Consider the following 21,265-nt stretch of genomic DNA (forward strand, 5'->3'; position numbering starts at 1 on the left):
TCTCCTTTGATGGACAAGGAGAGTTTTCATATATTGAAGAACCAAAAGCAACTGGACAAGCCCCTATTCTTAAGCCAGCTCCAGGTTATATTCACGGAACGCCAAAAACGAATTAAATTAAAAGAGGCTGGGACTGACCCAGCCTCTTTCCTACTTAAAGCTCTTCTCCATTACTTCCAATCACGCGCTGATACCAATAAAAGCTATCTTTTTTCGAACGATTTAGCGTACCGTTTCCTTCGTCGTCAAGGTCCACATAAATGAATCCGTAGCGCTTTGACATTTCGGACGTGGAAAAGCTGACTAAGTCAATTGGCCCCCAAGCCGTGTAGCCAATGAGCTCTACCCCATCAGCAATAGCTTCTTTCATTTGTTCAATATGTTTTTTCAAGTAATCGATGCGATAGTCATCATGAATACTGCCGTCTTCTTCGACTTTATCAAATGCACCAAGTCCGTTCTCCACAATAAACAACGGCTTTTCATAGCGCTCATAAAACATATTGAGCAGGGTGCGCAAGCCAACAGGATCAATCTGCCATCCCCAATCTGATGCTTCTAGGTACGGATTTTTTAAATTAGTTAAAATATTGCCTACCGCTTGTTCACCAGCTGTTTCTGGTCTTGCTGACACCGTTGACATATAGTAACTAAGCGAAACAAAGTCTACAAGATTGTTCTTTAAAGTATGTTCGTCTTCCGGATGGATATCAAGCTCGATATCATGTTCTTTGAAGAAACGGTTCATGTATGCTGGATAATGACCGCGCGCTTGAACATCAGTGAAGAAAAACGTCTTGCGCTGATCAGTTAGCGCTGCGTGTACGTCTTCTGGGTGCGGACTGTCTGGGTAATTAATCATCCCGAGTACCATGCAGCCAATTTGAGCCTCTGGATTTATTTCATGGCATGCTTCTACCGCTTTTGCACTTGCTACAAGCTGGTGGTGTGCTGCTTGGAACGTTGCTTCTAACAGCTTTCCTTCTTCAACCTTGTCTCGCAGCATGCCTCCGCTAATGAAAGGGCTCATTAAAATGGAGTTAATTTCATTAAACGTAATCCAATACTTCACCTTACCTTTATATCGTTCTAATACAGTTCTAGCATAGCGTGTAAAATGGTCAACTACCACGCGATTTTTCCAGCCTCCGTATTCAAGAGATAAGTGTAGAGGCATTTCATAATGAGACAGCGTTACAATCGGTTCAATACCATTTTTTCTTAATTCATCTAATAAGTCATCGTAATAAGCTAGTCCAGCTTCGTTAGGCTCTTCTTCCACACCGTTTGGAAAAATACGCGTCCACGCAATGGAAATGCGAAACGTTTTGAAACCTAATTCTTTAAATAACGCAATATCCTCTTTGTATCGATGGTAAAAGTCAATGCCATATCGCTTAGGGAAATGGCGATTTTCTTCGTCTGCTAATGCGTCTTTAACTTCTTTTGATGTCGGGAACGGCAGATGGAGTTTCTTGCGGTCTTCAGGCTTAATTCGTTCAATCACATCGTCAACAGATAACCCTTTTCCACCTTCATCAAATGCACCTTCAATTTGATTCGCTGCCGTTGCTCCTCCCCATAAGAAATTGTCTGGGAACTTTAATGTTACGTTTGCCATATCTAAGCACCATCCTTTTATAATGTAGTGTAATTGTATATATTTTTGCTGTGAAAGAATAGGTTTCTTTGCAATTTAGACACGTGTCTCTCATAATGAAACTTGTTACACAATAAAAACATACTGTTACACAGGGAGATTAATTATGTTTTCAAGTGAAGTTATTTCAACGTTTAATGACTTAGATTATAACATCTACAATTATATTTTAAACAACGGTGAACAGGTCATCTATATGCGTATTCGAGACTTGGCAACTGCCACTCACGTATCTACCTCAACAATTTTACGTTTTTGTAGAAAAGTAGGCTGTGACGGATTTAGTGAATTTAAAGTAAAGCTAAAGCTGTATTTAGAAAGCGAAAGCGAAGAAAGTGTAAAAGGAATGAAAGAGTTCGCGTATGAATTTATGGAGCGTACATTAAAGGGAAATCTTGATGAAGTTATTACCGAAGCAGCCCATGAGGTCGTAAGAGCTAATCATGTTCTCTTCGTTGGCTTTGGAAGTTCAGGTATATTAGCGCAGTACGGAGCACGTTATTTTTCAAGCTTAGGAAAGTTTTCAATTGCGATTAATGACCCCTACTTTCCCATTAACGCTCAGCAACTTGATAATAGTATTACCATTGCGCTCTCCGTGTCAGGAGAATCCCCGCAAACGGTGGATCAAGTCACGCGGTTAAAGGAAGAAGGAAGCAAGATTATCAGCATTACCAACACAAAATCCTCTACCTTAGCGCACCTATCGCATATTGTCATTCCATACTACGCAACGGAAGAGCGTAGAGAAATCGCGAATCTTCCACTTAACATCACTACTCAGCTTCCTGTCATGTACATACTTGAAGCAACGGCCAGAGAAGTATACAAGCTGACGTAATATGCGTCGGCTTGTTAAAAATAATAGTAAATCCATTCAGGCGTATTTACTAATAACTTTTCCCAGATAGGAATGTCATCAATATCTAACACTTGATTTTCGAGCGTTTCTCCCGTTGCGAAAACAAGCTGATAGGCTGATTGATTGTTCGAAGACGCCGTTTTGTTTAAAGAATGGGGGTTTTTAGTAGCGCCCGTATCTTCTCCCCAATCTTTTAAAAACTGCTTTTCGATTTCATACGTACCGTTCCCTTGAATTCGAAGGTGATAATCACGCCAATATCCTAACTTTTCGTTGTTGCCTAAATACTCTTCTCCAATATTAAATCCGCCAATATAAGACGTATGGCCGTCAATTGCAACGAGCTTTCGATGATTTCGGTGATTTAAACTATAAAAAAGGTGAGGAAATTGCAAAGGTCGACTAAATGCAAACTCAATGCCACTCTCTTCCATCTCTTTAATTAATGATGATGAAATGCCTTTCCCACCAAAGCGATCCACCGAAAATTTGACGTCCACGCCATGTTTGGCTTTTTCTTTTAGTAATTCAATGAACTTCATGCTAATTGGATCATCTCGAAAGATAAAAAACTGAAGGTAAATATAGCTTTCCGCTTGTTTCATGTCTGTTAATAATGATGTATATAGCTTGCTTCCTTCAGGAAACATCGTTAGCTTTCCGGTATACGCTGTAGTTTCCGTGTATGGGTGAGCCTTCGTGTACTTTTTATATCCTTGTTTTACATCCCATTGAAAAAGCAGAAAAAAACAGGTAATCAAAAGTAAAATAACCATTAATTTCTTAAACATGCCCTACTTCTTATATCGTGTAGATACGTATAGAATTTGAAAGTGAGTGTGGTTTTATAAGCGGGAATATAAGGGAGCAAAAACCACGGCGACTTCCGTAGTTGATTTAATGCGTATTTTCAAATAAAGTAGAAATGCGTTCAAATTCTTCATCGTCTTCAATGCTAGCCCATTCGCCGTTTGGTTCAATGTGAAAGAAAAAGACGTCAATATCTTCTTCTGATTCAATCAATAGCTCTTCAACAAACGCAACAGCAACATACTCTTCTCCGTCTACGGTTAACTTTCCTAAAACTTCAACATCCTGTTCTTGTTCATTTTCATCCACAATGGTAAAAATCTCACCTGTATTCACTGTTTCCATTCGTATTCTCTCCTTTAAAAATATTTTGACCTTACTGTTTGTATACCCTGTATCCATTGTTTCATTCAAAGAGAAAACACAAAAAAGCCTACTTATTTGGAATAAGTAGGCCATGAGAAACAAAGATTAATCAATAAAGCAAATGGTGACTTTAGTATACCATAGCAGAACACCATTTAGCTAATGATTTAAAGACTATAGAATGCGAACTTTAACCGTTTTACGTCCCCATTTTAATGCTTCTTTTTGATTTGGAATAAATACATCGATTTTGTTGCCACGAATTGCGCTACCTTTATCACCCGCAATTGCAGTACCGTAGCCTTCTACCCACACTTTAGAACCTAGTTTGATTACTTTTGGGTCAACAGAAATGACTTTTAAGTTAGGGTTTTTCTTTAAATTGATGCCCGTTGCGGTAATGCCACTGCATCCTTTGCAGCTTCCTGTATAAGCCGTAGCTGTCACCGTAAATTCTTTTTTTGCAGCAGGAGCAGGCGCTTTTGCTGCTGGCTTAGCTGACGTTTTAGCCGCTTGTGGCTTGGCTACTTTTAACACTTGATTCGGACGAATTGTTGCTGATTTTAAGTTATTCCATGACTGGATGTCTTTTACCGACACTTTATGTACAGAAGCAATTTTATATAATGTATCTCCACTTTTTACTTTATATGTAGTTGACGCCGCAGATGTTGCAGTCGCTGTTCCAAACAATGATAATAGAACTAAGCTTGACGTAATAATTAGTTTTTTCATCAAAATTTTCCCCTTTTTCCAATTCGATAAATAAAGAATACTATAGTTTTATTACATAATTATTTCAAAGGGTTATTAGTTTTGTTACAACTTGTCTAAATAGTGTCTTTTATGTCATATAAATTAGTCAAATTGACTCTTAAGAATTTATTTTAAAATTTTTTTATTACATTATGATATCGTTTTTAATCAAATAGTCCCCGTTTTATTAGGACTTGTAGGATTATTAGGAAAAGTAAACAAAGTTGCTGCGTTTTCAGGTATTATGCTGAGCACTCTGATGATTGCGTATAAGCTTTGGTTTGTTCAGTTCTTTCTATTATAATGTCCAAACAAAAAAAGTGAGCATTGAGCTCACTTTTTTTACTTTAGGAATAAGAAAATATGTTGAGAAGATTATGTGTGAAAATGAATGTATTCATCTATATATTCGTATATCCTGTGCCTTTTACTAAGAAGATACTAGTAAAACTCATTTGTCGGGGAGACAAATAAAACCAAACAAAAAAACATCTGTTTGGTTAAGATGTTTTCCTATCGTTTATTGCACTTCGTCTTCTTCACTCTTTACATATTGAAAGAATGAATCAATCATTTCGTTTAAAAAATCATTACGATCATCAAAGTCCATGATTTCGAGAAACTCCACTAACTTCTTATCTAACTTAACGGAAGCTGGGGAATAATGCGAAGGGTTTTTCTTAGGAGTAAAAGGAATCACATTATCTCTTTTTTTCATAAAACACCATCCTTTTAATATGCTTTACTAGTGTAAGCTTTCTATAAAAGAAAAGCAACCTCGTTTTAAGAAAGAAAGGCATTTTTATTTTTATGAAAAGGGTAGTTATTATGAATAAATTATGATATTGTGAAAAGGTTTTAAGTACTGAGGTTTTAAGTACTGAGGTTTTTAATATTGTTGTTTATTTAGAACATAGTTTAATAAAAATGAGTTCGTAAAAAGAATCAGTATTAACTCACTGATTCTTTTACTTTATTTGAAGAGTCATTTGAACGGTTTGTAGGAGATGCCCGTCAAAATCCTCATCAAAATCATCTGTAACTGTAAACCCTTGTGTACGATAAAGGACATGCCACTTTGGTTTTCGCGCTCAACATGGACAATCACTTTTTTGACATGACGGCTTCCTTTTGCAAAAAGTGCTGTACCAATTCCTTTTCTTTGATAATCTGGCAGTAAGTAAATCGCTAGCAGCTCACTTTCCTATTTTTCATTAACTGGTGTAAAGTTTGCAAAGCCCACTACTTTAGTTTCTACGAGGGCTACCCACAACTCCGACTCTTCCATCCGTTTTTTTCAACATTTCTGTACTGTATGCAGCTCGTAAGAAATTGTTTTGTACGTCCAAAGGGATAATGCCTTTATATGTATGATTCCAACTATCTGTGTATAAAAAACTGCCGATAGGAATTCCCTTCGGCAGTTTTTCTTATTCAAACGTGTATTCAACCGTTTGTTCAGGTGTAATTTCGTTATAGTCTTCGTCTTCAGTATAACCAAAAACTAGCTTAACAGAGTTGATATCTTCATTTTTTACAACAAAACCATCTGTATATTCTTTTTTAACTTTACCAATGAATTGTGAATCTGAATCTCCGTCATCAGAAATAAAATCTTTAAGTTGTCCGTCGATTTGTTCACCTTTATCGGTAACAACATTCATAATATCGTACCATTCAATATTGCTGTCAGATGTGTTTTCTGCAGTGTAATTAACCTGAACATAAGAAGTTTCCTCTGGGTTAATTTTTGTGTCAGCCATCCACTCTAGACCTTCAGCAAACTCTTCGTCTAGATCTGTTAATTTAATTACTTTAATATCTTCAATTGTCACTTTTAATGGTGAAATATCGACTGTTTCATTTACTTCTTTTATTTTTAAGAGTTCTGCCGTAGCACCATCATCTTTTACCTTTTGACCAGGAACGTTCAGTATGTAATTTCCACTTTCATCTTTCTCTGGTTTTGGAACATCATTCTTTAATGGTTTTTGTTCCGCTGCTTTTGGCTCTTCTTTTGTTTCTTCTGCGCCATTAGAACTATCAGAGTTGCTACCACAACCAGCCAGTAACACTCCTACAACTAAACTTGATGTTAGTACTTTAAAAAACTTACTCATTACGTATATTGCCCCCTACATAAACTTTTTACAGTGAACCATTATACTTTGTAAATATTTCTATGTAAATATATTTTTACAATAGAATTAAAACTTTTAGCATAGATATATTTTCATAAGCGTGTTAAGAGGGGGCTATTCTTAACTGTTAACTACCTTCACACCCGTTCCGTACGCCACAATTTCAGAAGCGTTACTGGCAATAGCTGAACTGACTAAACGGAAGCCGACAATGGCATTTGCTCCCTTTTCTTCAGCATCTCTAACCATGCGCGCAACTGCGATTTTTCGAGCATCATCCATCATTTCCGTATATTCTTTAATTTCTCCTCCTACAATATTCTTTAAGCCTGCTAAAATATCACGACCGATGTTTTTAGACTGCACCGTGCTTCCTTTTACATACCCAATTGTTTCTGTTACTTGATAGTTTGATACATTATCAGTAGTCACGATAATCATTTGGATCCTCCTCTTTTGTTTTCCGTTTTTTTATGATTAATAAAGGAACTAATAGAATAATTGCCGCCACATAGTAGAGAAAAACCTGAAGGGCGAGCTTGGCATTTATAAATAAAAGAACAATCCCCGTCAGCTGTGCAATAACAGCAATAGTAAATATAATTAAAATCAGTTTATTCATGAGACTTCCTTCCTTGTATTTGTTTCGTAAGCCAGCTTCCCATTACGTCACATAGCTCTGGTGCAATCGGCTGTGAAAACGTCTGCTTATATTGCTTCAGCAGCTTCATCATGGAAGGCTCTTCTGTTTGTATTTTTAATACGTGATTCATATCTTTAATGATTACTGTTTCAATTGTAGGATACGGTTTTAGAGTTTGAAGTGCGTTAGGATCTGCCTGCACATCCTTTGATCCCGTTATAGCTAAAATGGGTATCGATAATTTTTCATAATAGTGATGCATATTTACCACCATATGCTCTCTCCACCATGCTGCATTCATACGAACAAGCTGCACGCGCACAACGTCTTCTTTTGCTTCTTTAAAACGCTTGAAAAGATTATCAGCTTTTTGTCGATCTTTTTCAATAACCTTTAGCTTTTGGAATAACCAACCTTTAAACCCACCTTGAGCCGAGATTTCTTTATAAGCTCGTTCTCGCTGATACTCAGTTGCTTCGATGAGGTTTTGTCCTGCACCAGCTAGCAAAATTAAGCCTGTAGCATGAAGTTCTTCCGCAATCATTGTAGCAATCATTGCCCCTTCGCTATGTCCCGCAATAAATAGTTGCTTATCATCTACTTCAAGCTGATTTTGCAAAGCGTGAAAAGCTTCTTTTGCATCTTGAATGAGGTCCGTTAACGTCGTTTTGTAAAACGCGTCGAGATTTCGCTTGTCATAACGAAGTGTGACATATCCCATTTCTGTAAAGACCGCTGCTAAATCACGATAAACGTTGCTCGCAAACTTTTTGGTGTTTCCGTTATAATCTACTGGACCACTCCCGCTAATTATTAATACAGCCGGCTTCTTACCTGATTTCTCATCAGGAATTGTTAGCATGGCCTTAACAGCTGTAAGCTGAAGTTCTTTTTCCCGCATCTTAGTTCTCTCCTCTTTGACGTTCTGGAATAAATGAGACGGCCATCGTACGCATACGGCGATCTTCTCGTGGCTTAAGCTGATATTTATCTATCAGCTTTTTATAGTCTTCTAAAAACGCCTGCTGCTCACTCTCACTTAAATGAAGGGGAAGCTGGTGGTACCCAAATCCATCTTTCTCAAAATTAACGTCTCCCTCTAGATATGCTTCAAACTCTTTGGCGAGCATCGTGTAAAAGTTCATAAAATGCTGCAAGTGTTCTGTTTTAGATAAATGTTGAACTTCTTCTCCTGATAAAATAGCACTAGCCTGTGCTAACGCGTACGTTTTTTCAACCGTTCCCCTAATCTTTTGTGCTTTAATTGCCTCAATAACTTCCGCTTTTTTTAGCGTATTTAAGTGGCGATACAACGTTGCTTGAGGAACATCTTGAAGGCACTGAAGTAGCTCTTGTACTGTACAAGGTTTGCTTGCTAGCTCCTGTATAATCCGCATTCGGATTGGATGTAAGATTGCGTCTGCTTTTGATGAACTCATCAAGACCTTCCTTTCATTATTATCATATATGATAATAATAGCACACCTATGATAGAAATCAATTTATTATTATCATTTTTGATAACATTTTAATTCGTTAATCCGCTGTTTTTCTTTATAATGATTATTTAGAACATAGTTTTATTTATAAATATACTCTAAAAAGAAACCAGTTAGCACGATTAGCTAACTGGTTTACGCTTCCTCTTTTATATCTACAATCATCAATTTACCATCTTTGTAGCTTGTAGTATACGATTTGTTAAACATTACTGTTTGTGAACCTTTCCCAGGTTCCGCTTGTTCAAAGGACTCTTCTACTTTAATGACGTACCCATCATCCGTTTTTTGAAGGCCCATTAGCTTCACGTTCAAAAGTTTATACGAGATCTTCTTTGAGTTTAGCTCATTGATTTTTGCAAGCTCCGCGTTGTATAGAACACTACCTTTTTTCAAAAACGGACTGATTTCTTTAATTGACCCTGCTGTAACGGCTTTTGCATAAGCCTCTGCATATTTCTTAATATACAAGTGGATATTTTCATCCACTGCTTGAACTGGAGGCTGCTTAATCGGTTGTGATGGTTTCGGCGTAGTCACCGTTTCTTCAACTTCTTCCTTGGGATTTGTGGGTGGAACTTGCTTTTTCTCGTCTGCCTGATCTTGGCATCCGGTCAATACAGCTGCTAGAGTGAAGATACCTATAAAATGCTTCATTCTTTCCACACTCCTTTCTTTTTCATTATTTTCCATTCATATCTCTTTCATTCCTGCTTTACCTGTAAAAAAATAAATGGTTTGTATGTAACTCATTCAAACCAAAAAAGCCCAAATCGTGTGAGATTTGAGCCTTAAATGAATGCTGTTTTTTTATGTTGTTGCTAGTTCTTGTACTTCTTTTACTCTCTGTGCAAATTCCTCGTCCGTTAAACCGTGCTCTTTTACATAGCGGTTACGAGGATTTACGCGACACTCGTGAGAGCAGCTGCGTAAATATTTGTGCTCGTTTTCTTCAGAAGCTAAAATCTTACGGTTACACGCTGGATTTGCGCAGTTTACGTAGCGCTCACAAGGCTGTCCGTCAAAGTGGTCTTTACCAACAATTACGTGTTCTTTTTGGTTTACAGGAACGCTGATACGCTCATCAAACACGTAGCACTGCCCGTCCCATAATTCACCTTGCACTTCTGGGTCTTTACCGTATGTTACAATTCCGCCGTGAAGCTGACTTACATCCTCAAAGCCTTCTTCTTTTAACCAGCCTGAGAACTTCTCGCAGCGGATACCGCCCGTGCAGTATGTTAAGACTTTTTTATCTTCAAACATTTCTTTGTTTTCACGAATCCAGTTTGGCAGCTCGCGGAAATTACGGATATCTGGGCGTACTGCACCTCTGAAGTGACCTAAGTCAAACTCATAGTCGTTTCGCGCATCAATTACAACCGTATCTTCCTGCTGCATTGCTTCGAAAAACTCTTTTGGACTTAAATAGTTACCTGTTGTTTCAAGTGGGTTTATGTCGTTTTCAAGACGTAATGTTACGAGCTCTGGGCGATGGCGAACGCGTAATTTTTTAAACGCATGCTCATCGGCTTCATCTATTTTGAAGACCATTTCGCTAAAGCGAGGGTCTTGCTTCATTACTTCCATGTAGCGATTTGTTTGTTCTACTGTTCCTGAAACTGTTCCATTAATTCCTTCAGAAGCTACTAAAATTCTTCCTTTTAGTTCAAGCTCTTCGCATAGCGCAAACTGCTCATCACGAAATTCCTCTGCGTTTTCAATTGGAACATACATGTAATAGAGAAGAACTCTATAAGGTTTGTTAGTACTCATTTTTTTGTTTCCACCTATCTGTTCATATTTGCAAGATATAATGCATATAGGTTGTTTTACATTGAAAATCTTACATTTACGTTACGATCTGTAACCTTATATATAATACTAAAAAAAAGAACATCTGTAAAATCAAATGTTCTTAGTTCGAAAATTTATGGTACTAAAATAAGTTTTCCTGTCGTTTTTCTTCCTTGTAATAAACGATGAACATGCGCTGCATCTTCAAGTGGATACGTTCCACCAATCAGCAGTTCAAGCTCGCCGTTTTTCATATAGGTTAACAGCTCTTGTAAACTTTGCTGATACAAACTAGGCTTTGCCATCATTTGTGGTAAAAAGAACCCCATTACGGACTGGTTTTTCTCCATCAGCCTTCCTGGATTAAATTTTACAGGCTGACCGCTTGCCATTCCGTAGAATACAAGACGGCCAAACGGCGCAAGACAATGCAGAGAATCGTAAAAAATGGACCCTCCAACCATTTCTAAAATTACGTCCGCTCCGTGCTTTGTTTCTTCCATCACTTTGTTTTGCCATCCTGCTTCCGTATAATTAATGAGAACATCGGCTCCTAGACGCTTGGCAATAGCAAGCTTTTCATCTGAGCTCGCTGTGGCAATTACGTTAGCACCAAACTTTTTCGCAAGCTGCACAGCAAGCGTACCAACGCCTCCTGCAGCAGCGTGTACCACAACAGTTTCTCCTTTTTCAATTCGCCCCATCGTTTTTAAAATGTGATACGCTGTTAAGCCTTGAAGCGGCAAGGCAGCTGCTTGCTTAAGATCAACTCCGTCCGACAGCGGAATAAGACCTCTAGAATCGGCAAGCGTATACTCCGCATATCCTGTTGCTCGGTGTGACCCAAGCAGCGTAACGACTTTCATTCCAACTTTTATTCCTTCTACTTCTTCACCAAGCTCAACAACCTCTCCTGCCACTTCAGAACCAGGAATAAACGGAAGCGGCGTATCAACAACGTATGCTCCTTCTCTTCTAGCCGTATCAGCGTAATTAACACCAATCGCTTCTACTTTAATCAAAACGTCTTTCTTTTTCGGGACGGGTCTTGCCAAATTAATCACTCTTAGTACATCTGGACTACCGTATTGTTTGAATTGAATCGCTTTCATTTTTACTCCTCCTTTTTAGTTAACACGTATAACGATCGCTTTCAATCAATGAATCTGCCACTCTTCGCGTTTTAGTAAACGTGCCTTCGTATTGAAAATCGCTCATTACAGTCTGAAGTTCATAGTGAAGGGCTTGATGCTTTTTACCAGTAGCAATACCGTTAATAAGCTGCGTCGCTTCATCTCTTACCTCGCGCATCGTTAAATCCACTACTAGCTCTGTCAGATCAACTTTCAGCTGTTCGTTTTCTTTCCCATTTTTCCTGACTGCTTTTTCCGTTCGGATGACGGCTGATTCCATTGCATATAAACCAATAGCAAGGTTTGAAAGCTTCATTAAGGCTTCTTGCTCGTGGACTATATGCTCTTTTGCTACTTTTAATGCTTCACTTAAAAGTAATAGAAGAAGATAGCGCACTGTGTGAACAGCTTTCTTTTCAAGAGGGAGAAGGTCATTTTCTTCTTTTATAGCGCCATATGCTTGTTCAAGTGTTTCCTGATTTAAAACAAGCTCTCCACTTTTTACTTTTCGCAGAAAGTGCGTCGGTAAGACCAGTCTATTAATCTCGTTTGTTCCTTCAAAAATCCGATTAATACGCGAATCGCGATAAACTGATTCAATTTCGTAATCTTGAATAAACCCAGCACCGCCGTGTAGCTGAAGCGCTTCGTCCACCACCGTGTCGAATGCTTCAGAGCTATATACTTTACACACTGAGCACTCCATCGCAAACTGACTAGCAGTTTGCGCGATTAGCTTTTGCTCACTTGTTAAGTCTTCTGGAGTGCATGCATCAGACGCAGCCTTCACTATGAACGTACCGCCAAACGACGATGGTTTTACGTCTTGAAACATTGTTTCCACTCCCTCTCTTAAACAGTTTGTAAATAATTCTGTAAAAACGCACACACGTCATCTGGAAGCGGTACGCTCTTTTGCAAGTCAAAATCGAAGTGAACAAGAACCGCTTCTCCTCTAGCAATTAACCTATTCGTTTTACTGTCCGTAATTTCGTGACCAATCGTAAAGCTTTTATGACCGATGCGCGTTACATACGTGGAAACAACAAGTGTTTGATTAAAATACCCTTGGGCAATAAAATCACATTTGGTGGAAGCAATTAAATAAGCCCACTTGCTTGAATCCATTTTCACACCCATTTTTTCAAAGAAATCAATTCGCGCTTCTTCTAAATAAATAAAATAGCTTGTATTGTTAATATGACCCAGCGCATCTGTCTCGCAAAATCTCACTTTAATTTTCGTATCGCTCATGTTTAACCTCTCCCCTTCTTTGGTGATTGCTCGTTATTTTTTGATATGCTCTTTTTCATACGTATAAAACCCTTTTCCCGTCTTGCGCCCAAGCTCTCCTTTTTCTACTTTTTCTTTTAGGAATTCGGGAGGTAAATCGCTTGGATCTCCCGTTTCTGCATAGCGCTGATTCATTACGTAGTAGCCAACATCAATACCGGATAAATCCATTAATTCAAATGGTCCAATCGGATGATTAAGCGCTTTTTTACAAATTAAATCAATATCTTTGAAGTCCGCATAACCGTTTTCGTAAAGAAACATCGCTTCTTTATGAAGAGCACCTAAAATACGATTAGCGATAAAACCAGAGATTTCTTTTTGAAGCAAGACTGCTGTACGATTCATTTGCTTACATACATTCATGGTAATCGCTGCTGTTTCTTGACTTGTTTTCTCACTCATGACAACTTCTACACAGTCCATGACTACCGGTGGGAAGAAAAAGTGCATATTTACGACTTTATCAGGTCGAGTCGTTGCAGAAGCTAGTAAAGAATTAACGATCGTCGAGCTATTGGAAGCTAAAATAGCGTGCTTTGGCGCATACTCATCAAGCTGAGCAAATACGCTTCTCTTTACTTCAAGCTTTTCAACAACCGCTTCAATCACAAAGTCAGTAGTAGAAACAGCTTCTTTTAAATCAGTAGTATACGATAGCCTAACAAGCGCTTCATCCTTTTGCTTTACGGTTAATTTCCCTTTATTAATCCATCGATTTAACAGTGTATGAAGCTGATTTCTTGCACTATTGAGTGAATGTTCATTCATATCGTGAATCGTAGTTTCATAACCTCCTAAAGCTGCTAAGATGGCAATTTGATGACCCATTTGCCCTGCACCTACAACTGTTATATGCTTAATGATCATTTTTTTATTCCCCTTTCAACTGTAGTCCATCTACTAGCATGTTATAAAAAATCGCTGCTACTTCTTGTGCTGAACGTTCTCCGCTTGGCTGAAACCAAAAATAGCTCCAGTTTGTGATGCCTAAGATTCCAAGCGTTACGATATCTGCTGGCAAGTCCCTTCTAAATTCACCAGCTTTTATTCCAGCTTCAATTAGATCTTGAAGATTCATTTTAAACTGATCACGCTTTGGCACAATGCTTAAAAGGTGGTTATCACTCAAATGGCGCATTTCGCGAAAAAACACTTTAGCTCGCAGTCCCTCTTTTTCAATATCGTAAATTAATTTAAAAATCATCTCATAGAGTTTTTCTCCGCAAGACAACTCATCGGCACGCAAAATGGTTTCTTGATTTTCAACTAAGTGCTCAATATATGAGCGGTGAATATCAAGCAGCACTTCTTCTTTGCTTTTAAAATAATAATAAAAGGTTCCTTTGGTCACGTTCAATTCATCTGCAATATCTTGAATGGACGTTTCTTTAAAGCCTTTCTTTGCAAATAGTAAAATGCTTGTTTCCATGATGCGTTCTTTCATTTTCTCCGCCGCCTTTTGAAATTTAATAAGTTATGTTGCGAGCAACCCCCCGTCTACAACTAGAACATCACCTGTGACGTAATCGGAAGCTCTTGATGCTAGAAAAACAGCTGCTCCCTTTAAATCAACGTCTGTACCAAAACGCTTGAGCGGCGTTTGTTCTAAAAAGTAATCTCTTCCTTCTCTCATCGTCATAGCCGCCATTTTCGTCGGGAAGAATCCTGGAGCAATTGCATTTACTTGAATGTTATGCTGTCCCCACTTTACGGCTAAATCCTTCGTAAACGTAATAACGGCTCCCTTACTTGTGTTATAGCCAATAGAATTCATATATTCTGGATGTGAACCTCCAAATCCAGCGACCGATGCGATATTGATAATCTTGCCTTTTTTAGCATGTATCATATGTTTTCCAGCTTCTTGAGCCATTAAAAATGTGCCTGTTACGTTTGTTTGAAGCACTTTCTGCCAAGCTTCTAAAGGCATCTCTTCCACCTTTGATCCCCATGTTGCTCCGCTGTTATTAACCACAATGTCAATTTTTCCAAACTGAGCAATGACCGTATCCACCACGTTTTTAACATCTTCTTGATTCGTGATGTCACACTGTATTGCTAACGATTCAACGCCTAGTTCTTTTATTTTTTCGGATACGCTTTCACAAGATTCCAACTTTCGAGAGCAAACGATAACGTGAGCGCCCGCTTCAGCTAATCCGGTTGCAAACTGTTCACCAAGGCCTCGGCCTCCTCCCGTTACGATTGCGACCTGACCTGTTAGGTCAAAGAGCTCTTTCACATGCATCTTTTCCCCTCCTCGCAGAATTGGCTATACTTATTAACCGGTTGGTATGTTTCATATTTATCATATACCGAATCATTTTATAACAGCAAGTATTTTTTAGAAAATTTAAACAGTTATTATTTAAAAAAAGCGACTCCGTTTTGATAAGGAGTCGCTTTTCGATTTAAATATTAAAGAAAATACCTATTAATGAATAGATAATAATTGTTGAAAATAACACCGTCATATGAATTAGTGAAAAAATAAACATTGATTTTGCCCATTTTTCTTTATCCATTTTTCGGTACCCCGTAATGCTAAGCACAAACCAAGCAACGCTTAATAGCAAGGCAACGAGCATTAAACCTATGCTTAACGTTCCGAATAAAAAGCTAATGACAACTAAAATTGCGAGGTAACTATTTGTTTGAATGTACGTGCGCTCAAACCCTTTAACTACCGGAAGCATTGGTACATTAGCTGCTTTGTACTCGTCATGTTTACGGATCGCAATGGCATAAAAGTGTGGCATTTGCCAAATAACAGTTACAACGAATAATCCTATAATGGCTGGATGAGTCACGTCTGGATAAATAGCTGCCCATCCGATTAACGGAGGCATTGCCCCTGAAATACTTCCGACTTCTGTATTATAAATTGTGCGGCGCTTTGTCCACATTGTATACGGAACCACATAAAAAAACAGCCCTAGAAATCCTAACAAGGCAGCGAGTGGTGTCGTTAATGCAAGAGCTCCAATTCCGAGAATGGCCATGCTGCTTGCAAGTACTAATACAAATGTTGGTTTCACTTCACCGGTTACAGTCGGTCTGCTTTTTGTTCTTTCCATAATGGCATCGATGTCGCGATCGTAGAGGTTATTAAAAGCCCCAGCTGCACCGATCACAAGGAAAGAGCCGATAAAAGCTAAAATAATTTCAGGAATATTATCAAACAGACTCATGTCATATGTGTACAAAGCTAAGGTTAACCCGGCAAACATAGGTATTAAATTCGATTTAATAATGCCTGTTTTAATGGTTTGGGATAAAATCGCCACAAACGTTTGCTTTGGTAACGATGCTTGTTCAGCATGATGATTTGTTTTTGTAGTACTTTGCATGATTGTTTGTTTCATTCCTTTGTCAATTTTACCGCCTTTGCAGTAAAAAAGTAGTTTTAAGTAGTCTCCTACTCCATGCTCTTCTTAAATAATAACAACTCACTATTTATTTGACTAACTTCTAAGAAGAAGTTCACAAAAAATACATTTTTGTACAAGTGTTAACCTATTTTGGTCTTTCCATTCTTTTAATCGTTAACAAACCCTTAGTCACAAAGCAGTTCTAATGAAGCAAGACGAACATAATATTTTTATTTTATCATAAAAATATTCATTTCGGATAGGTATTCATAGCATTTAATGACAAAATTCGACTTTTGTTCACATTTTCACAACAGAAAAAAGCGCAGAATAATTTCTACGCTCACAAAATATCAATCCATATTTTAATTGCCGTTGCTAAAATTAATAGTGCAAGAGCGATTTGTAAAACCTTTGTATTGATTTTTTGCCCTGCCTTTGCTCCAAGAGGAGAGGCGATTAAGCTTGCAATAACCATAATAAGAGCTGGACCGTAATCAACTTGCCCAGTCGTTACTTTTCCTACCGTTGCGCCAATTGATGAGATAAACGTAATGGCTAGAGAAGAGGCGATTGTCATACGTGTTGGAATTTTAAGAACAACAAGCATAATCGGTACCAATAAAAAGGCTCCCGCTGCTCCGACAATACCAGATCCTACTCCCACAATGAAAGCTAAGCCAGCAGCTAACCATTTATTAAACGTTACTTGATCAAGTGGCAGGTCATCAATGCCTTTTTTCGGAACAAACATCATAATAGCAGCGACTAACGCTAAAATTCCATATACGAAGTTAATACCTTCTTCTGACATCATTTGAGAACCAAACCCACCAATAAAGCTTCCGATTAAAATGCTAGCTCCCATATAAAGAATAAGGTTTTTGTTTAAATAACCTCCTTTTCGATACGCCCATACGCCCCCAATTGTCGCAAAGAACACTTGGACAGCGCTAATTCCTGAGACTTCATGTGCTGAAAAAGCTGTAAGACCAAGTATCGGAGGAATATATAAAAGCATTGGATACTTAATAATTGAACCACCAATTCCAAGCATTCCAGATAAGTACGAACCAATAAACCCAATTAAAAAGATAACCGTTACAAACCAGAGATCCATGTGATAGACTCCTTTCATTAGAAAAGGGAACCGTGCGTGGTTCCCCTCTATTTGTTACGCTTTTTGAATCCAAAATTTGAAGACAGATCCTTCTTCCTCGTGTTTAACAAGCACATGACCCATTGATTTTGCCCAAGCAGCTAAGTCACTTTTTGCTCCTTTATCTGTTGTATGAATTTCTAGAATTTCACCTGAATTTAGCTCATTCATTGCTTTTTTTGTTTTTACGATTGGCATTGGACATGCTAATCCTGTCGCATCTACAAAAGTTCCCATTATTTCTCCTCCTCTTTATCGAACTGCACAGCGGTTTGGTCCAATTTCCATTTCACGCTGCTTATCTTCATCTGGCGTCATTTTCCCCATATTTGTTTGACGAATTTCTTGATATGCATTGGGCTGAGGAGGTAGGTTCTCCGTTACTAACTTACGGAATTCTTCTTCATCCTCAATGTTTAAGCCGTGATTGTTTGCATATAGCTCATGAAGCGGTTTTGCTATGCTTCCATCTTCATTTAGCTCATCCATAATCATAAAATGAGCCGGCAGAACGATTAATTGATCTGATAGGTTACGATAGCGAGTGTATAGACTTTCACGAAGATCAGCTACCCAATCTTCAGCCATACCAGCTAAGTCAGGACGACCAATTGAATCAATAAATAAAATATCTCCTGATAATAAGTAGCGATTATCAACGATGAAAGATGTAGATCCAATCGTGTGACCTGGTGAATAAAGCGCGTGAATGTGAATCGTTGTATTTCCGATTGTCACGTCGTTACCGTCTTCAAGCGCTTCATATGCAAAAGTTACTTCTGTTGCGTCTTTTGGCGGCAACCAATAAGCAGCTCCTGTTTTGTCCGCAATCATGCGTCCACCTGAAATGTGATCTGCGTGTAGGTGCGTATCAAATACGTGAGTAATTTTCACTCCTATCTCATCGGCAAACTGTAAATACGTATCCGTCATGCGTGTTGAATCAATAATTGCTGCTTCACCGTTTGACACAACCATGTATGATAAACAACCTTTACCGATACGAACAAACTGATATAGCTCTCCGCCGTCTTTTAATTCGCCTAACTTCACTGGCTCTAAATGCTCACTCCAAGCGCGCATACCACCAGCTAAATAAAATACGTCTTTTCCTTCATCTGAAAGCATTTCTGCTACCATAATCGATGAGCCTTCTTTTGCACAGACAACTAATATGTCTTTATCTTGTGGCAGTTGATTTAGAATACCTTCTACACCATCCAATAAGTCAAAGTACGGAATATTTAAATACGTAAAGTTTTCACTTTCAATTTTCCAATCTTGGAATGCATCTTCGTTACGAACATCTAAGATAAATAAAGCCTCTTTGTTAATTGCTTTTTTTGCTACCTCAGCAGCACTCATTTGATTTACTGTCACCTAAATTACCTCCTAGGGTATTTATTTTGATAAAAAAATTTATGCTAATGATTTCGTTTCTCCTGACCATTCACTCATACCAGGTACAACATTTTTTACGCTTGTAAATCCGCTTTCACTCAGCTTTTGAGCTGCTAAATCACTTCTGCTTCCTGTACGGCAAACAACAAATACCTCTTTACCTTTATCAAGCTCATTCATACGCGCCTCTAGGTCTCCTAGTGGAATATTAACTGCATTCGGAATATGGCGGAATCCATATTCTGCTTCTTCTCGCACATCTACTACAAGAATCGATTCGTTAGCTGCTAATTTTGCTTCTAGTTCATCGTTGCTAACAAGGTATGGATGTTTCTTTTCAATTCCTTCTTCATTAGATGATTTGCGCAAGAAGTGCTTTAACACGTCGCCTTCTTCAATGACGCCTAAATACTGGTGACCTGTACGCTCTGCCCACGCCTGTAAGTCCGCTTTTGAACCTTTATCCGTTGCCTGCACTTCTAGCACCTGTCCTGCTTCTACATCATTCATTGCTTTTTTTGTTTTTACAATCGGCATTGGGCACGCTAGGCCCTTTGCATCTAAAATTTCGTTGGCTTTCATCCTTATTACCTCCTAGGGTATATTAACTTGCAAATTTTTTTATTCTGTTGGCCCTTCCCATGCCAGCATACCGCCCGTCATGTTCTGAACCTTAAATCCTTGATTTTCTAAAAAGCGAACTGCCTGAGAGCTGCGCCCACCTGAGCGACACACAACCGTGTACTCAACGTTTTTATCCAGCTCATTCATACGAAATTCGATTAACCCTAACGGAATGTGAAGAGCGTTAGGAATTTTGCCTTCCGCTACCTCAGCTACTTCACGCACATCCAGTACCGTTAACTCATTTAATTTCTTTTCAACATCTTTTGCTAAAATCTCTTTCATGAATAGTCCTCCTCATTAAATGAATAAGTTTACGTTACCTTCTTCAGCGTCTGCTAAATAAGCAGCTACACCAGCATAATCGATTCCATCTACTAACTCTTCTTTTTGTAATCCTAATAAATCCATCGTCATTGTGCATGCTACAAGCTTTACACCTTGCTCTTTTGCCATTTCAATTAAATCTGGTAATGGCACCGCATTGTGCTTTTTCATGACGCTTTTAATCATTTTAGGTCCCATTCCTGCAAAATTCATTTTTGAAAGGCCCATTTTATCTGCGCCGCGAGGCATCATTTTACCAAACATTTTTTCCATAAACCCTTTTTTAGTTGGCACCATTGCTTCCTTACGAAGAGCGTTTAATCCCCAGAACGTATGGAAGATGGTTACTTCATGATCGTAAGCTGCTGCTCCGTTTGCAATAATATAAGCAGCCATGGCTTTATCGTAATCACCGCTGAATAATACAATTGTTGTTCTTTTCTTTTCCATGTTAAATTCCTCCTTGTTTTTACTTATACACGTATGGGTATAATGTTAGCTAAAAAAATTATCCTTTTTGAATCCAAAATGATAGTACGTCATCTGTTTCTTCTGCTTTAACGATTGTGTGTCCCATTGACTTCGCCCATGCTGTTAAGTCACTTTTTGCTCCTTTATCAGTCGCAATAACTTCTAGTACTTCACCCGTTTGTAATTCGTTCATTGCTTTCTTTGTTCGTACAATTGGCATTGGACATGCTAAACCTTTTGCGTCTAATTGTTTTGTTACGTTCAATTTCCATTCCTCCATTTACCTACAGGGGTATATTTTATATTAAAAAAATTAGCGGCTTTTTACTAATAATCCAACGGCTTCTTGAATCATTTCATCCACAGATTTGCCGTTTCTTTCTGCTTCCAGCGCACATTCTACTAAGTTTGTGCTCACCACAAGACCCATTGTGCGATCGATTGCTGATCGTGCTGCAGAAAGCTGCGTTATAACTTCCTTGCAGTCTTTTCCTTCTTCCATCATGCGTAAAACGCCGCGAAGCTGACCTTCTATACGCTTAACACGATTTTGAATTTGAGTCGTATATTCCATCAGCGTTCCTCCTTTTTTGAAGTGCTGTGTTTCGTTACTCATATAATATACCCCTATAGGTATAAATGTCAACACATTTAGTAATTTTTTTAAATGATGAATGTGCCTACGATTTAAACCTCTGTCAAAGCCTGAAAATCAAGGATTTCTAATATAAGTATTGAAGTGGATACAGAAATTCACCTCATGAGAAAGAGGTTATATTTGAGTAGTTACTAATCAAATGAATAAACCATTCTTTAAAAAAGTTCTAAGTATTTAATACCCTATCATGTTTTTGCTAAAGAAAAAAGGATAAGTTGTTCTTAAGGAGCTCAAATAAAAAAACAAACCTCTTGATTGGTTTGTTTTTTTGGCTTTGACTAGTAGATCTAT

General features: G+C 38.2%; 29 protein-coding genes and 1 pseudogene. 2 read left to right on the plus strand and 28 right to left on the minus strand.

Going from position 1 to position 21,265, the window contains the following annotated elements:
• Positions 1-2: 2 nt before the first annotated feature.
• Positions 3-116 (plus strand): annotated as a pseudogene (locus tag MKZ18_RS10845) (manganese catalase family protein); the annotation flags it as partial.
• 38 nt (positions 117-154) lie between these two features.
• Here MKZ18_RS10845 and MKZ18_RS10850 read toward each other — a convergent pair.
• A complete protein-coding gene (locus tag MKZ18_RS10850) occupies positions 155-1,621 on the minus strand; it encodes a glycoside hydrolase family 1 protein (RefSeq protein ID WP_144594154.1) in 1,467 nt (488 codons plus the stop codon).
• A 145-nt stretch (positions 1,622-1,766) separates the two neighbouring features.
• Between MKZ18_RS10850 and MKZ18_RS10855 the strand changes: the two genes are divergently transcribed.
• Positions 1,767-2,501 carry a MurR/RpiR family transcriptional regulator gene (locus MKZ18_RS10855; RefSeq protein WP_025911275.1) on the plus strand — a complete coding sequence of 245 codons (735 nt, stop codon included), beginning with the start codon at positions 1,767-1,769 and terminating at the stop codon, positions 2,499-2,501.
• A gap of 14 nt (positions 2,502-2,515) precedes the next feature.
• On the opposite strand, the gene MKZ18_RS10860 is transcribed toward MKZ18_RS10855, so the two are convergent.
• The 27 genes from MKZ18_RS10860 to MKZ18_RS10990 form a co-directional block, all read right to left on the minus strand.
• A complete protein-coding gene (locus tag MKZ18_RS10860; protein WP_144594153.1) occupies positions 2,516-3,313 on the minus strand; it encodes a phospholipase D-like domain-containing protein in 798 nt (265 codons plus the stop codon).
• A gap of 106 nt (positions 3,314-3,419) precedes the next feature.
• Positions 3,420-3,677 carry a DUF1292 domain-containing protein gene (locus tag MKZ18_RS10865; RefSeq protein WP_025911278.1) on the minus strand — a complete coding sequence of 86 codons (258 nt, stop codon included), beginning with the start codon at positions 3,675-3,677 and terminating at the stop codon, positions 3,420-3,422.
• A 195-nt stretch (positions 3,678-3,872) separates the two neighbouring features.
• Positions 3,873-4,433, minus strand: a complete 561-nt coding sequence (locus tag MKZ18_RS10870; RefSeq protein WP_025911279.1) for a 3D domain-containing protein — start codon at positions 4,431-4,433, stop codon at positions 3,873-3,875.
• 541 nt (positions 4,434-4,974) lie between these two features.
• Positions 4,975-5,172: a hypothetical protein gene (locus MKZ18_RS10875; RefSeq protein WP_025907943.1), complete on the minus strand. Its 198-nt coding sequence runs from the start codon at positions 5,170-5,172 to the stop codon at positions 4,975-4,977.
• 267 nt (positions 5,173-5,439) lie between these two features.
• Positions 5,440-5,649 carry a GNAT family N-acetyltransferase gene (locus tag MKZ18_RS10880; protein WP_309247712.1) on the minus strand — a complete coding sequence of 70 codons (210 nt, stop codon included), beginning with the start codon at positions 5,647-5,649 and terminating at the stop codon, positions 5,440-5,442.
• A gap of 235 nt (positions 5,650-5,884) precedes the next feature.
• Positions 5,885-6,574, minus strand: coding sequence for a hypothetical protein (locus tag MKZ18_RS10885; protein WP_025907945.1), 690 nt, complete (start codon positions 6,572-6,574; stop codon positions 5,885-5,887).
• Between the two features lie 141 nt (positions 6,575-6,715).
• The gene (locus MKZ18_RS10890) at positions 6,716-7,036 is read right to left on the minus strand and encodes a YbjQ family protein (protein WP_025907946.1); all 321 of its coding nucleotides are present in this window, start codon (positions 7,034-7,036) and stop codon (positions 6,716-6,718) included.
• Entirely contained in the window at positions 7,017-7,217 is a 201-nt protein-coding gene (locus MKZ18_RS10895; RefSeq protein WP_025907947.1) for a hypothetical protein, read from the minus strand. Before MKZ18_RS10895 ends, MKZ18_RS10890 begins: the two co-directional genes overlap by 20 nt.
• Positions 7,210-8,139: an alpha/beta hydrolase gene (locus MKZ18_RS10900; RefSeq protein WP_144593926.1), complete on the minus strand. Its 930-nt coding sequence runs from the start codon at positions 8,137-8,139 to the stop codon at positions 7,210-7,212. Before MKZ18_RS10900 ends, MKZ18_RS10895 begins: the two co-directional genes overlap by 8 nt.
• Position 8,140: 1 nt before the next feature.
• Entirely contained in the window at positions 8,141-8,677 is a 537-nt protein-coding gene (locus MKZ18_RS10905; RefSeq protein ID WP_025907949.1) for a helix-turn-helix domain-containing protein, read from the minus strand.
• Between the two features lie 195 nt (positions 8,678-8,872).
• A complete protein-coding gene (locus MKZ18_RS10910; RefSeq protein WP_078989716.1) occupies positions 8,873-9,394 on the minus strand; it encodes a TcaA NTF2-like domain-containing protein in 522 nt (173 codons plus the stop codon).
• Positions 9,395-9,547: 153 nt separating this feature from the next.
• Positions 9,548-10,513 (minus strand): oxygen-dependent tRNA uridine(34) hydroxylase TrhO, encoded by a 966-nt coding sequence (gene trhO, locus MKZ18_RS10915; RefSeq protein WP_025907951.1) that lies wholly within the window; start codon positions 10,511-10,513, stop codon positions 9,548-9,550.
• A gap of 155 nt (positions 10,514-10,668) precedes the next feature.
• On the minus strand, positions 10,669-11,646 hold the full coding sequence (locus MKZ18_RS10920) for a quinone oxidoreductase family protein (RefSeq protein WP_025907952.1): 978 nt from the start codon (positions 11,644-11,646) through the stop codon (positions 10,669-10,671).
• Positions 11,647-11,665: 19 nt separating this feature from the next.
• On the minus strand, positions 11,666-12,502 hold the full coding sequence (locus MKZ18_RS10925; protein WP_144593927.1) for an acyl-CoA dehydrogenase family protein: 837 nt from the start codon (positions 12,500-12,502) through the stop codon (positions 11,666-11,668).
• A 17-nt stretch (positions 12,503-12,519) separates the two neighbouring features.
• A complete protein-coding gene (locus tag MKZ18_RS10930) occupies positions 12,520-12,921 on the minus strand; it encodes an acyl-CoA thioesterase (protein ID WP_025907954.1) in 402 nt (133 codons plus the stop codon).
• Between the two features lie 33 nt (positions 12,922-12,954).
• A complete protein-coding gene (locus MKZ18_RS10935) occupies positions 12,955-13,830 on the minus strand; it encodes a 3-hydroxyacyl-CoA dehydrogenase family protein (RefSeq protein WP_025907955.1) in 876 nt (291 codons plus the stop codon).
• Positions 13,831-13,834: 4 nt separating this feature from the next.
• On the minus strand, positions 13,835-14,407 hold the full coding sequence (locus tag MKZ18_RS10940) for a TetR/AcrR family transcriptional regulator (RefSeq protein ID WP_025907956.1): 573 nt from the start codon (positions 14,405-14,407) through the stop codon (positions 13,835-13,837).
• A gap of 30 nt (positions 14,408-14,437) precedes the next feature.
• Complete coding sequence (locus MKZ18_RS10945; protein WP_025907957.1) at positions 14,438-15,211, minus strand: SDR family oxidoreductase; 774 nt, start codon at positions 15,209-15,211, stop codon at positions 14,438-14,440.
• A 163-nt stretch (positions 15,212-15,374) separates the two neighbouring features.
• Complete coding sequence (gene cyoE, locus MKZ18_RS10950; RefSeq protein WP_025907958.1) at positions 15,375-16,328, minus strand: heme o synthase; 954 nt, start codon at positions 16,326-16,328, stop codon at positions 15,375-15,377.
• 349 nt (positions 16,329-16,677) lie between these two features.
• Positions 16,678-17,454 (minus strand): sulfite exporter TauE/SafE family protein, encoded by a 777-nt coding sequence (locus tag MKZ18_RS10955; protein WP_328100758.1) that lies wholly within the window; start codon positions 17,452-17,454, stop codon positions 16,678-16,680.
• A 54-nt stretch (positions 17,455-17,508) separates the two neighbouring features.
• Positions 17,509-17,730: a sulfurtransferase TusA family protein gene (locus MKZ18_RS10960; protein WP_025907960.1), complete on the minus strand. Its 222-nt coding sequence runs from the start codon at positions 17,728-17,730 to the stop codon at positions 17,509-17,511.
• A 15-nt stretch (positions 17,731-17,745) separates the two neighbouring features.
• Positions 17,746-18,858, minus strand: coding sequence for an MBL fold metallo-hydrolase (locus tag MKZ18_RS10965; protein WP_445677372.1), 1,113 nt, complete (start codon positions 18,856-18,858; stop codon positions 17,746-17,748).
• A gap of 54 nt (positions 18,859-18,912) precedes the next feature.
• Positions 18,913-19,476, minus strand: a complete 564-nt coding sequence (locus MKZ18_RS10970) for a sulfurtransferase TusA family protein (RefSeq protein WP_340842528.1) — start codon at positions 19,474-19,476, stop codon at positions 18,913-18,915.
• A 39-nt stretch (positions 19,477-19,515) separates the two neighbouring features.
• Entirely contained in the window at positions 19,516-19,803 is a 288-nt protein-coding gene (locus MKZ18_RS10975) for a rhodanese-like domain-containing protein (protein WP_061786347.1), read from the minus strand.
• Between the two features lie 15 nt (positions 19,804-19,818).
• Complete coding sequence (locus MKZ18_RS10980) at positions 19,819-20,295, minus strand: DsrE/DsrF/DrsH-like family protein (protein ID WP_061786346.1); 477 nt, start codon at positions 20,293-20,295, stop codon at positions 19,819-19,821.
• A 58-nt stretch (positions 20,296-20,353) separates the two neighbouring features.
• The gene (locus MKZ18_RS10985; RefSeq protein WP_025907965.1) at positions 20,354-20,581 is read right to left on the minus strand and encodes a sulfurtransferase TusA family protein; all 228 of its coding nucleotides are present in this window, start codon (positions 20,579-20,581) and stop codon (positions 20,354-20,356) included.
• Between the two features lie 48 nt (positions 20,582-20,629).
• The gene (locus tag MKZ18_RS10990; RefSeq protein WP_078990544.1) at positions 20,630-20,890 is read right to left on the minus strand and encodes a metal-sensitive transcriptional regulator; all 261 of its coding nucleotides are present in this window, start codon (positions 20,888-20,890) and stop codon (positions 20,630-20,632) included.
• Positions 20,891-21,265 lie beyond the last annotated feature (375 nt).

It is taken from the genome of Priestia sp. FSL W8-0001 (genome assembly GCF_038050335.1).
Taxonomy (GTDB): domain Bacteria; phylum Bacillota; class Bacilli; order Bacillales; family Bacillaceae_H; genus Priestia; species Priestia flexa.

What these genes read in the sequence shown, in the direction of transcription:
- MKZ18_RS10980 (WP_061786346.1), bottom strand. Translation starts at nt 20,295, where the DNA reads ATGGAAAAGAAAAGAACAACAATTGTATTATTCAGCGGTGATTACGAT.
- MKZ18_RS10970 (WP_340842528.1), bottom strand. Translation starts at nt 19,476, where the DNA reads ATGAAAGCCAACGAAATTTTAGATGCAAAGGGCCTAGCGTGCCCAATG.
- MKZ18_RS10935 (WP_025907955.1), bottom strand. Translation starts at nt 13,830, where the DNA reads ATGATCATTAAGCATATAACAGTTGTAGGTGCAGGGCAAATGGGTCAT.
- MKZ18_RS10860 (WP_144594153.1), bottom strand. Translation starts at nt 3,313, where the DNA reads ATGTTTAAGAAATTAATGGTTATTTTACTTTTGATTACCTGTTTTTTT.
- trhO (WP_025907951.1), bottom strand. Translation starts at nt 10,513, where the DNA reads ATGAGTACTAACAAACCTTATAGAGTTCTTCTCTATTACATGTATGTT.
- MKZ18_RS10945 (WP_025907957.1), bottom strand. Translation starts at nt 15,211, where the DNA reads ATGCATGTGAAAGAGCTCTTTGACCTAACAGGTCAGGTCGCAATCGTA.
- MKZ18_RS10930 (WP_025907954.1), bottom strand. Translation starts at nt 12,921, where the DNA reads ATGAGCGATACGAAAATTAAAGTGAGATTTTGCGAGACAGATGCGCTG.
- MKZ18_RS10910 (WP_078989716.1), bottom strand. Translation starts at nt 9,394, where the DNA reads ATGAAGCATTTTATAGGTATCTTCACTCTAGCAGCTGTATTGACCGGA.
- MKZ18_RS10975 (WP_061786347.1), bottom strand. Translation starts at nt 19,803, where the DNA reads ATGAAAGAGATTTTAGCAAAAGATGTTGAAAAGAAATTAAATGAGTTA.
- MKZ18_RS10990 (WP_078990544.1), bottom strand. Translation starts at nt 20,890, where the DNA reads ATGGAATATACGACTCAAATTCAAAATCGTGTTAAGCGTATAGAAGGT.
- MKZ18_RS10875 (WP_025907943.1), bottom strand. Translation starts at nt 5,172, where the DNA reads ATGAAAAAAAGAGATAATGTGATTCCTTTTACTCCTAAGAAAAACCCT.
- MKZ18_RS10900 (WP_144593926.1), bottom strand. Translation starts at nt 8,139, where the DNA reads ATGCGGGAAAAAGAACTTCAGCTTACAGCTGTTAAGGCCATGCTAACA.
- MKZ18_RS10955 (WP_328100758.1), bottom strand. Translation starts at nt 17,454, where the DNA reads ATGGATCTCTGGTTTGTAACGGTTATCTTTTTAATTGGGTTTATTGGT.
- MKZ18_RS10865 (WP_025911278.1), bottom strand. Translation starts at nt 3,677, where the DNA reads ATGGAAACAGTGAATACAGGTGAGATTTTTACCATTGTGGATGAAAAT.
- MKZ18_RS10885 (WP_025907945.1), bottom strand. Translation starts at nt 6,574, where the DNA reads ATGAGTAAGTTTTTTAAAGTACTAACATCAAGTTTAGTTGTAGGAGTG.
- MKZ18_RS10940 (WP_025907956.1), bottom strand. Translation starts at nt 14,407, where the DNA reads ATGAAAGAACGCATCATGGAAACAAGCATTTTACTATTTGCAAAGAAA.
- MKZ18_RS10850 (WP_144594154.1), bottom strand. Translation starts at nt 1,621, where the DNA reads ATGGCAAACGTAACATTAAAGTTCCCAGACAATTTCTTATGGGGAGGA.
- cyoE (WP_025907958.1), bottom strand. Translation starts at nt 16,328, where the DNA reads ATGAAACAAACAATCATGCAAAGTACTACAAAAACAAATCATCATGCT.
- MKZ18_RS10890 (WP_025907946.1), bottom strand. Translation starts at nt 7,036, where the DNA reads ATGATTATCGTGACTACTGATAATGTATCAAACTATCAAGTAACAGAA.
- MKZ18_RS10960 (WP_025907960.1), bottom strand. Translation starts at nt 17,730, where the DNA reads ATGGGAACTTTTGTAGATGCGACAGGATTAGCATGTCCAATGCCAATC.
- MKZ18_RS10925 (WP_144593927.1), bottom strand. Translation starts at nt 12,502, where the DNA reads ATGTTTCAAGACGTAAAACCATCGTCGTTTGGCGGTACGTTCATAGTG.
- MKZ18_RS10905 (WP_025907949.1), bottom strand. Translation starts at nt 8,677, where the DNA reads ATGAGTTCATCAAAAGCAGACGCAATCTTACATCCAATCCGAATGCGG.
- MKZ18_RS10965 (WP_445677372.1), bottom strand. Translation starts at nt 18,858, where the DNA reads ATGAGTGCTGCTGAGGTAGCAAAAAAAGCAATTAACAAAGAGGCTTTA.
- MKZ18_RS10855 (WP_025911275.1), top strand. Translation starts at nt 1,767, where the DNA reads ATGTTTTCAAGTGAAGTTATTTCAACGTTTAATGACTTAGATTATAAC.
- MKZ18_RS10895 (WP_025907947.1), bottom strand. Translation starts at nt 7,217, where the DNA reads ATGAATAAACTGATTTTAATTATATTTACTATTGCTGTTATTGCACAG.
- MKZ18_RS10870 (WP_025911279.1), bottom strand. Translation starts at nt 4,433, where the DNA reads ATGAAAAAACTAATTATTACGTCAAGCTTAGTTCTATTATCATTGTTT.
- MKZ18_RS10920 (WP_025907952.1), bottom strand. Translation starts at nt 11,646, where the DNA reads ATGAAAGCGATTCAATTCAAACAATACGGTAGTCCAGATGTACTAAGA.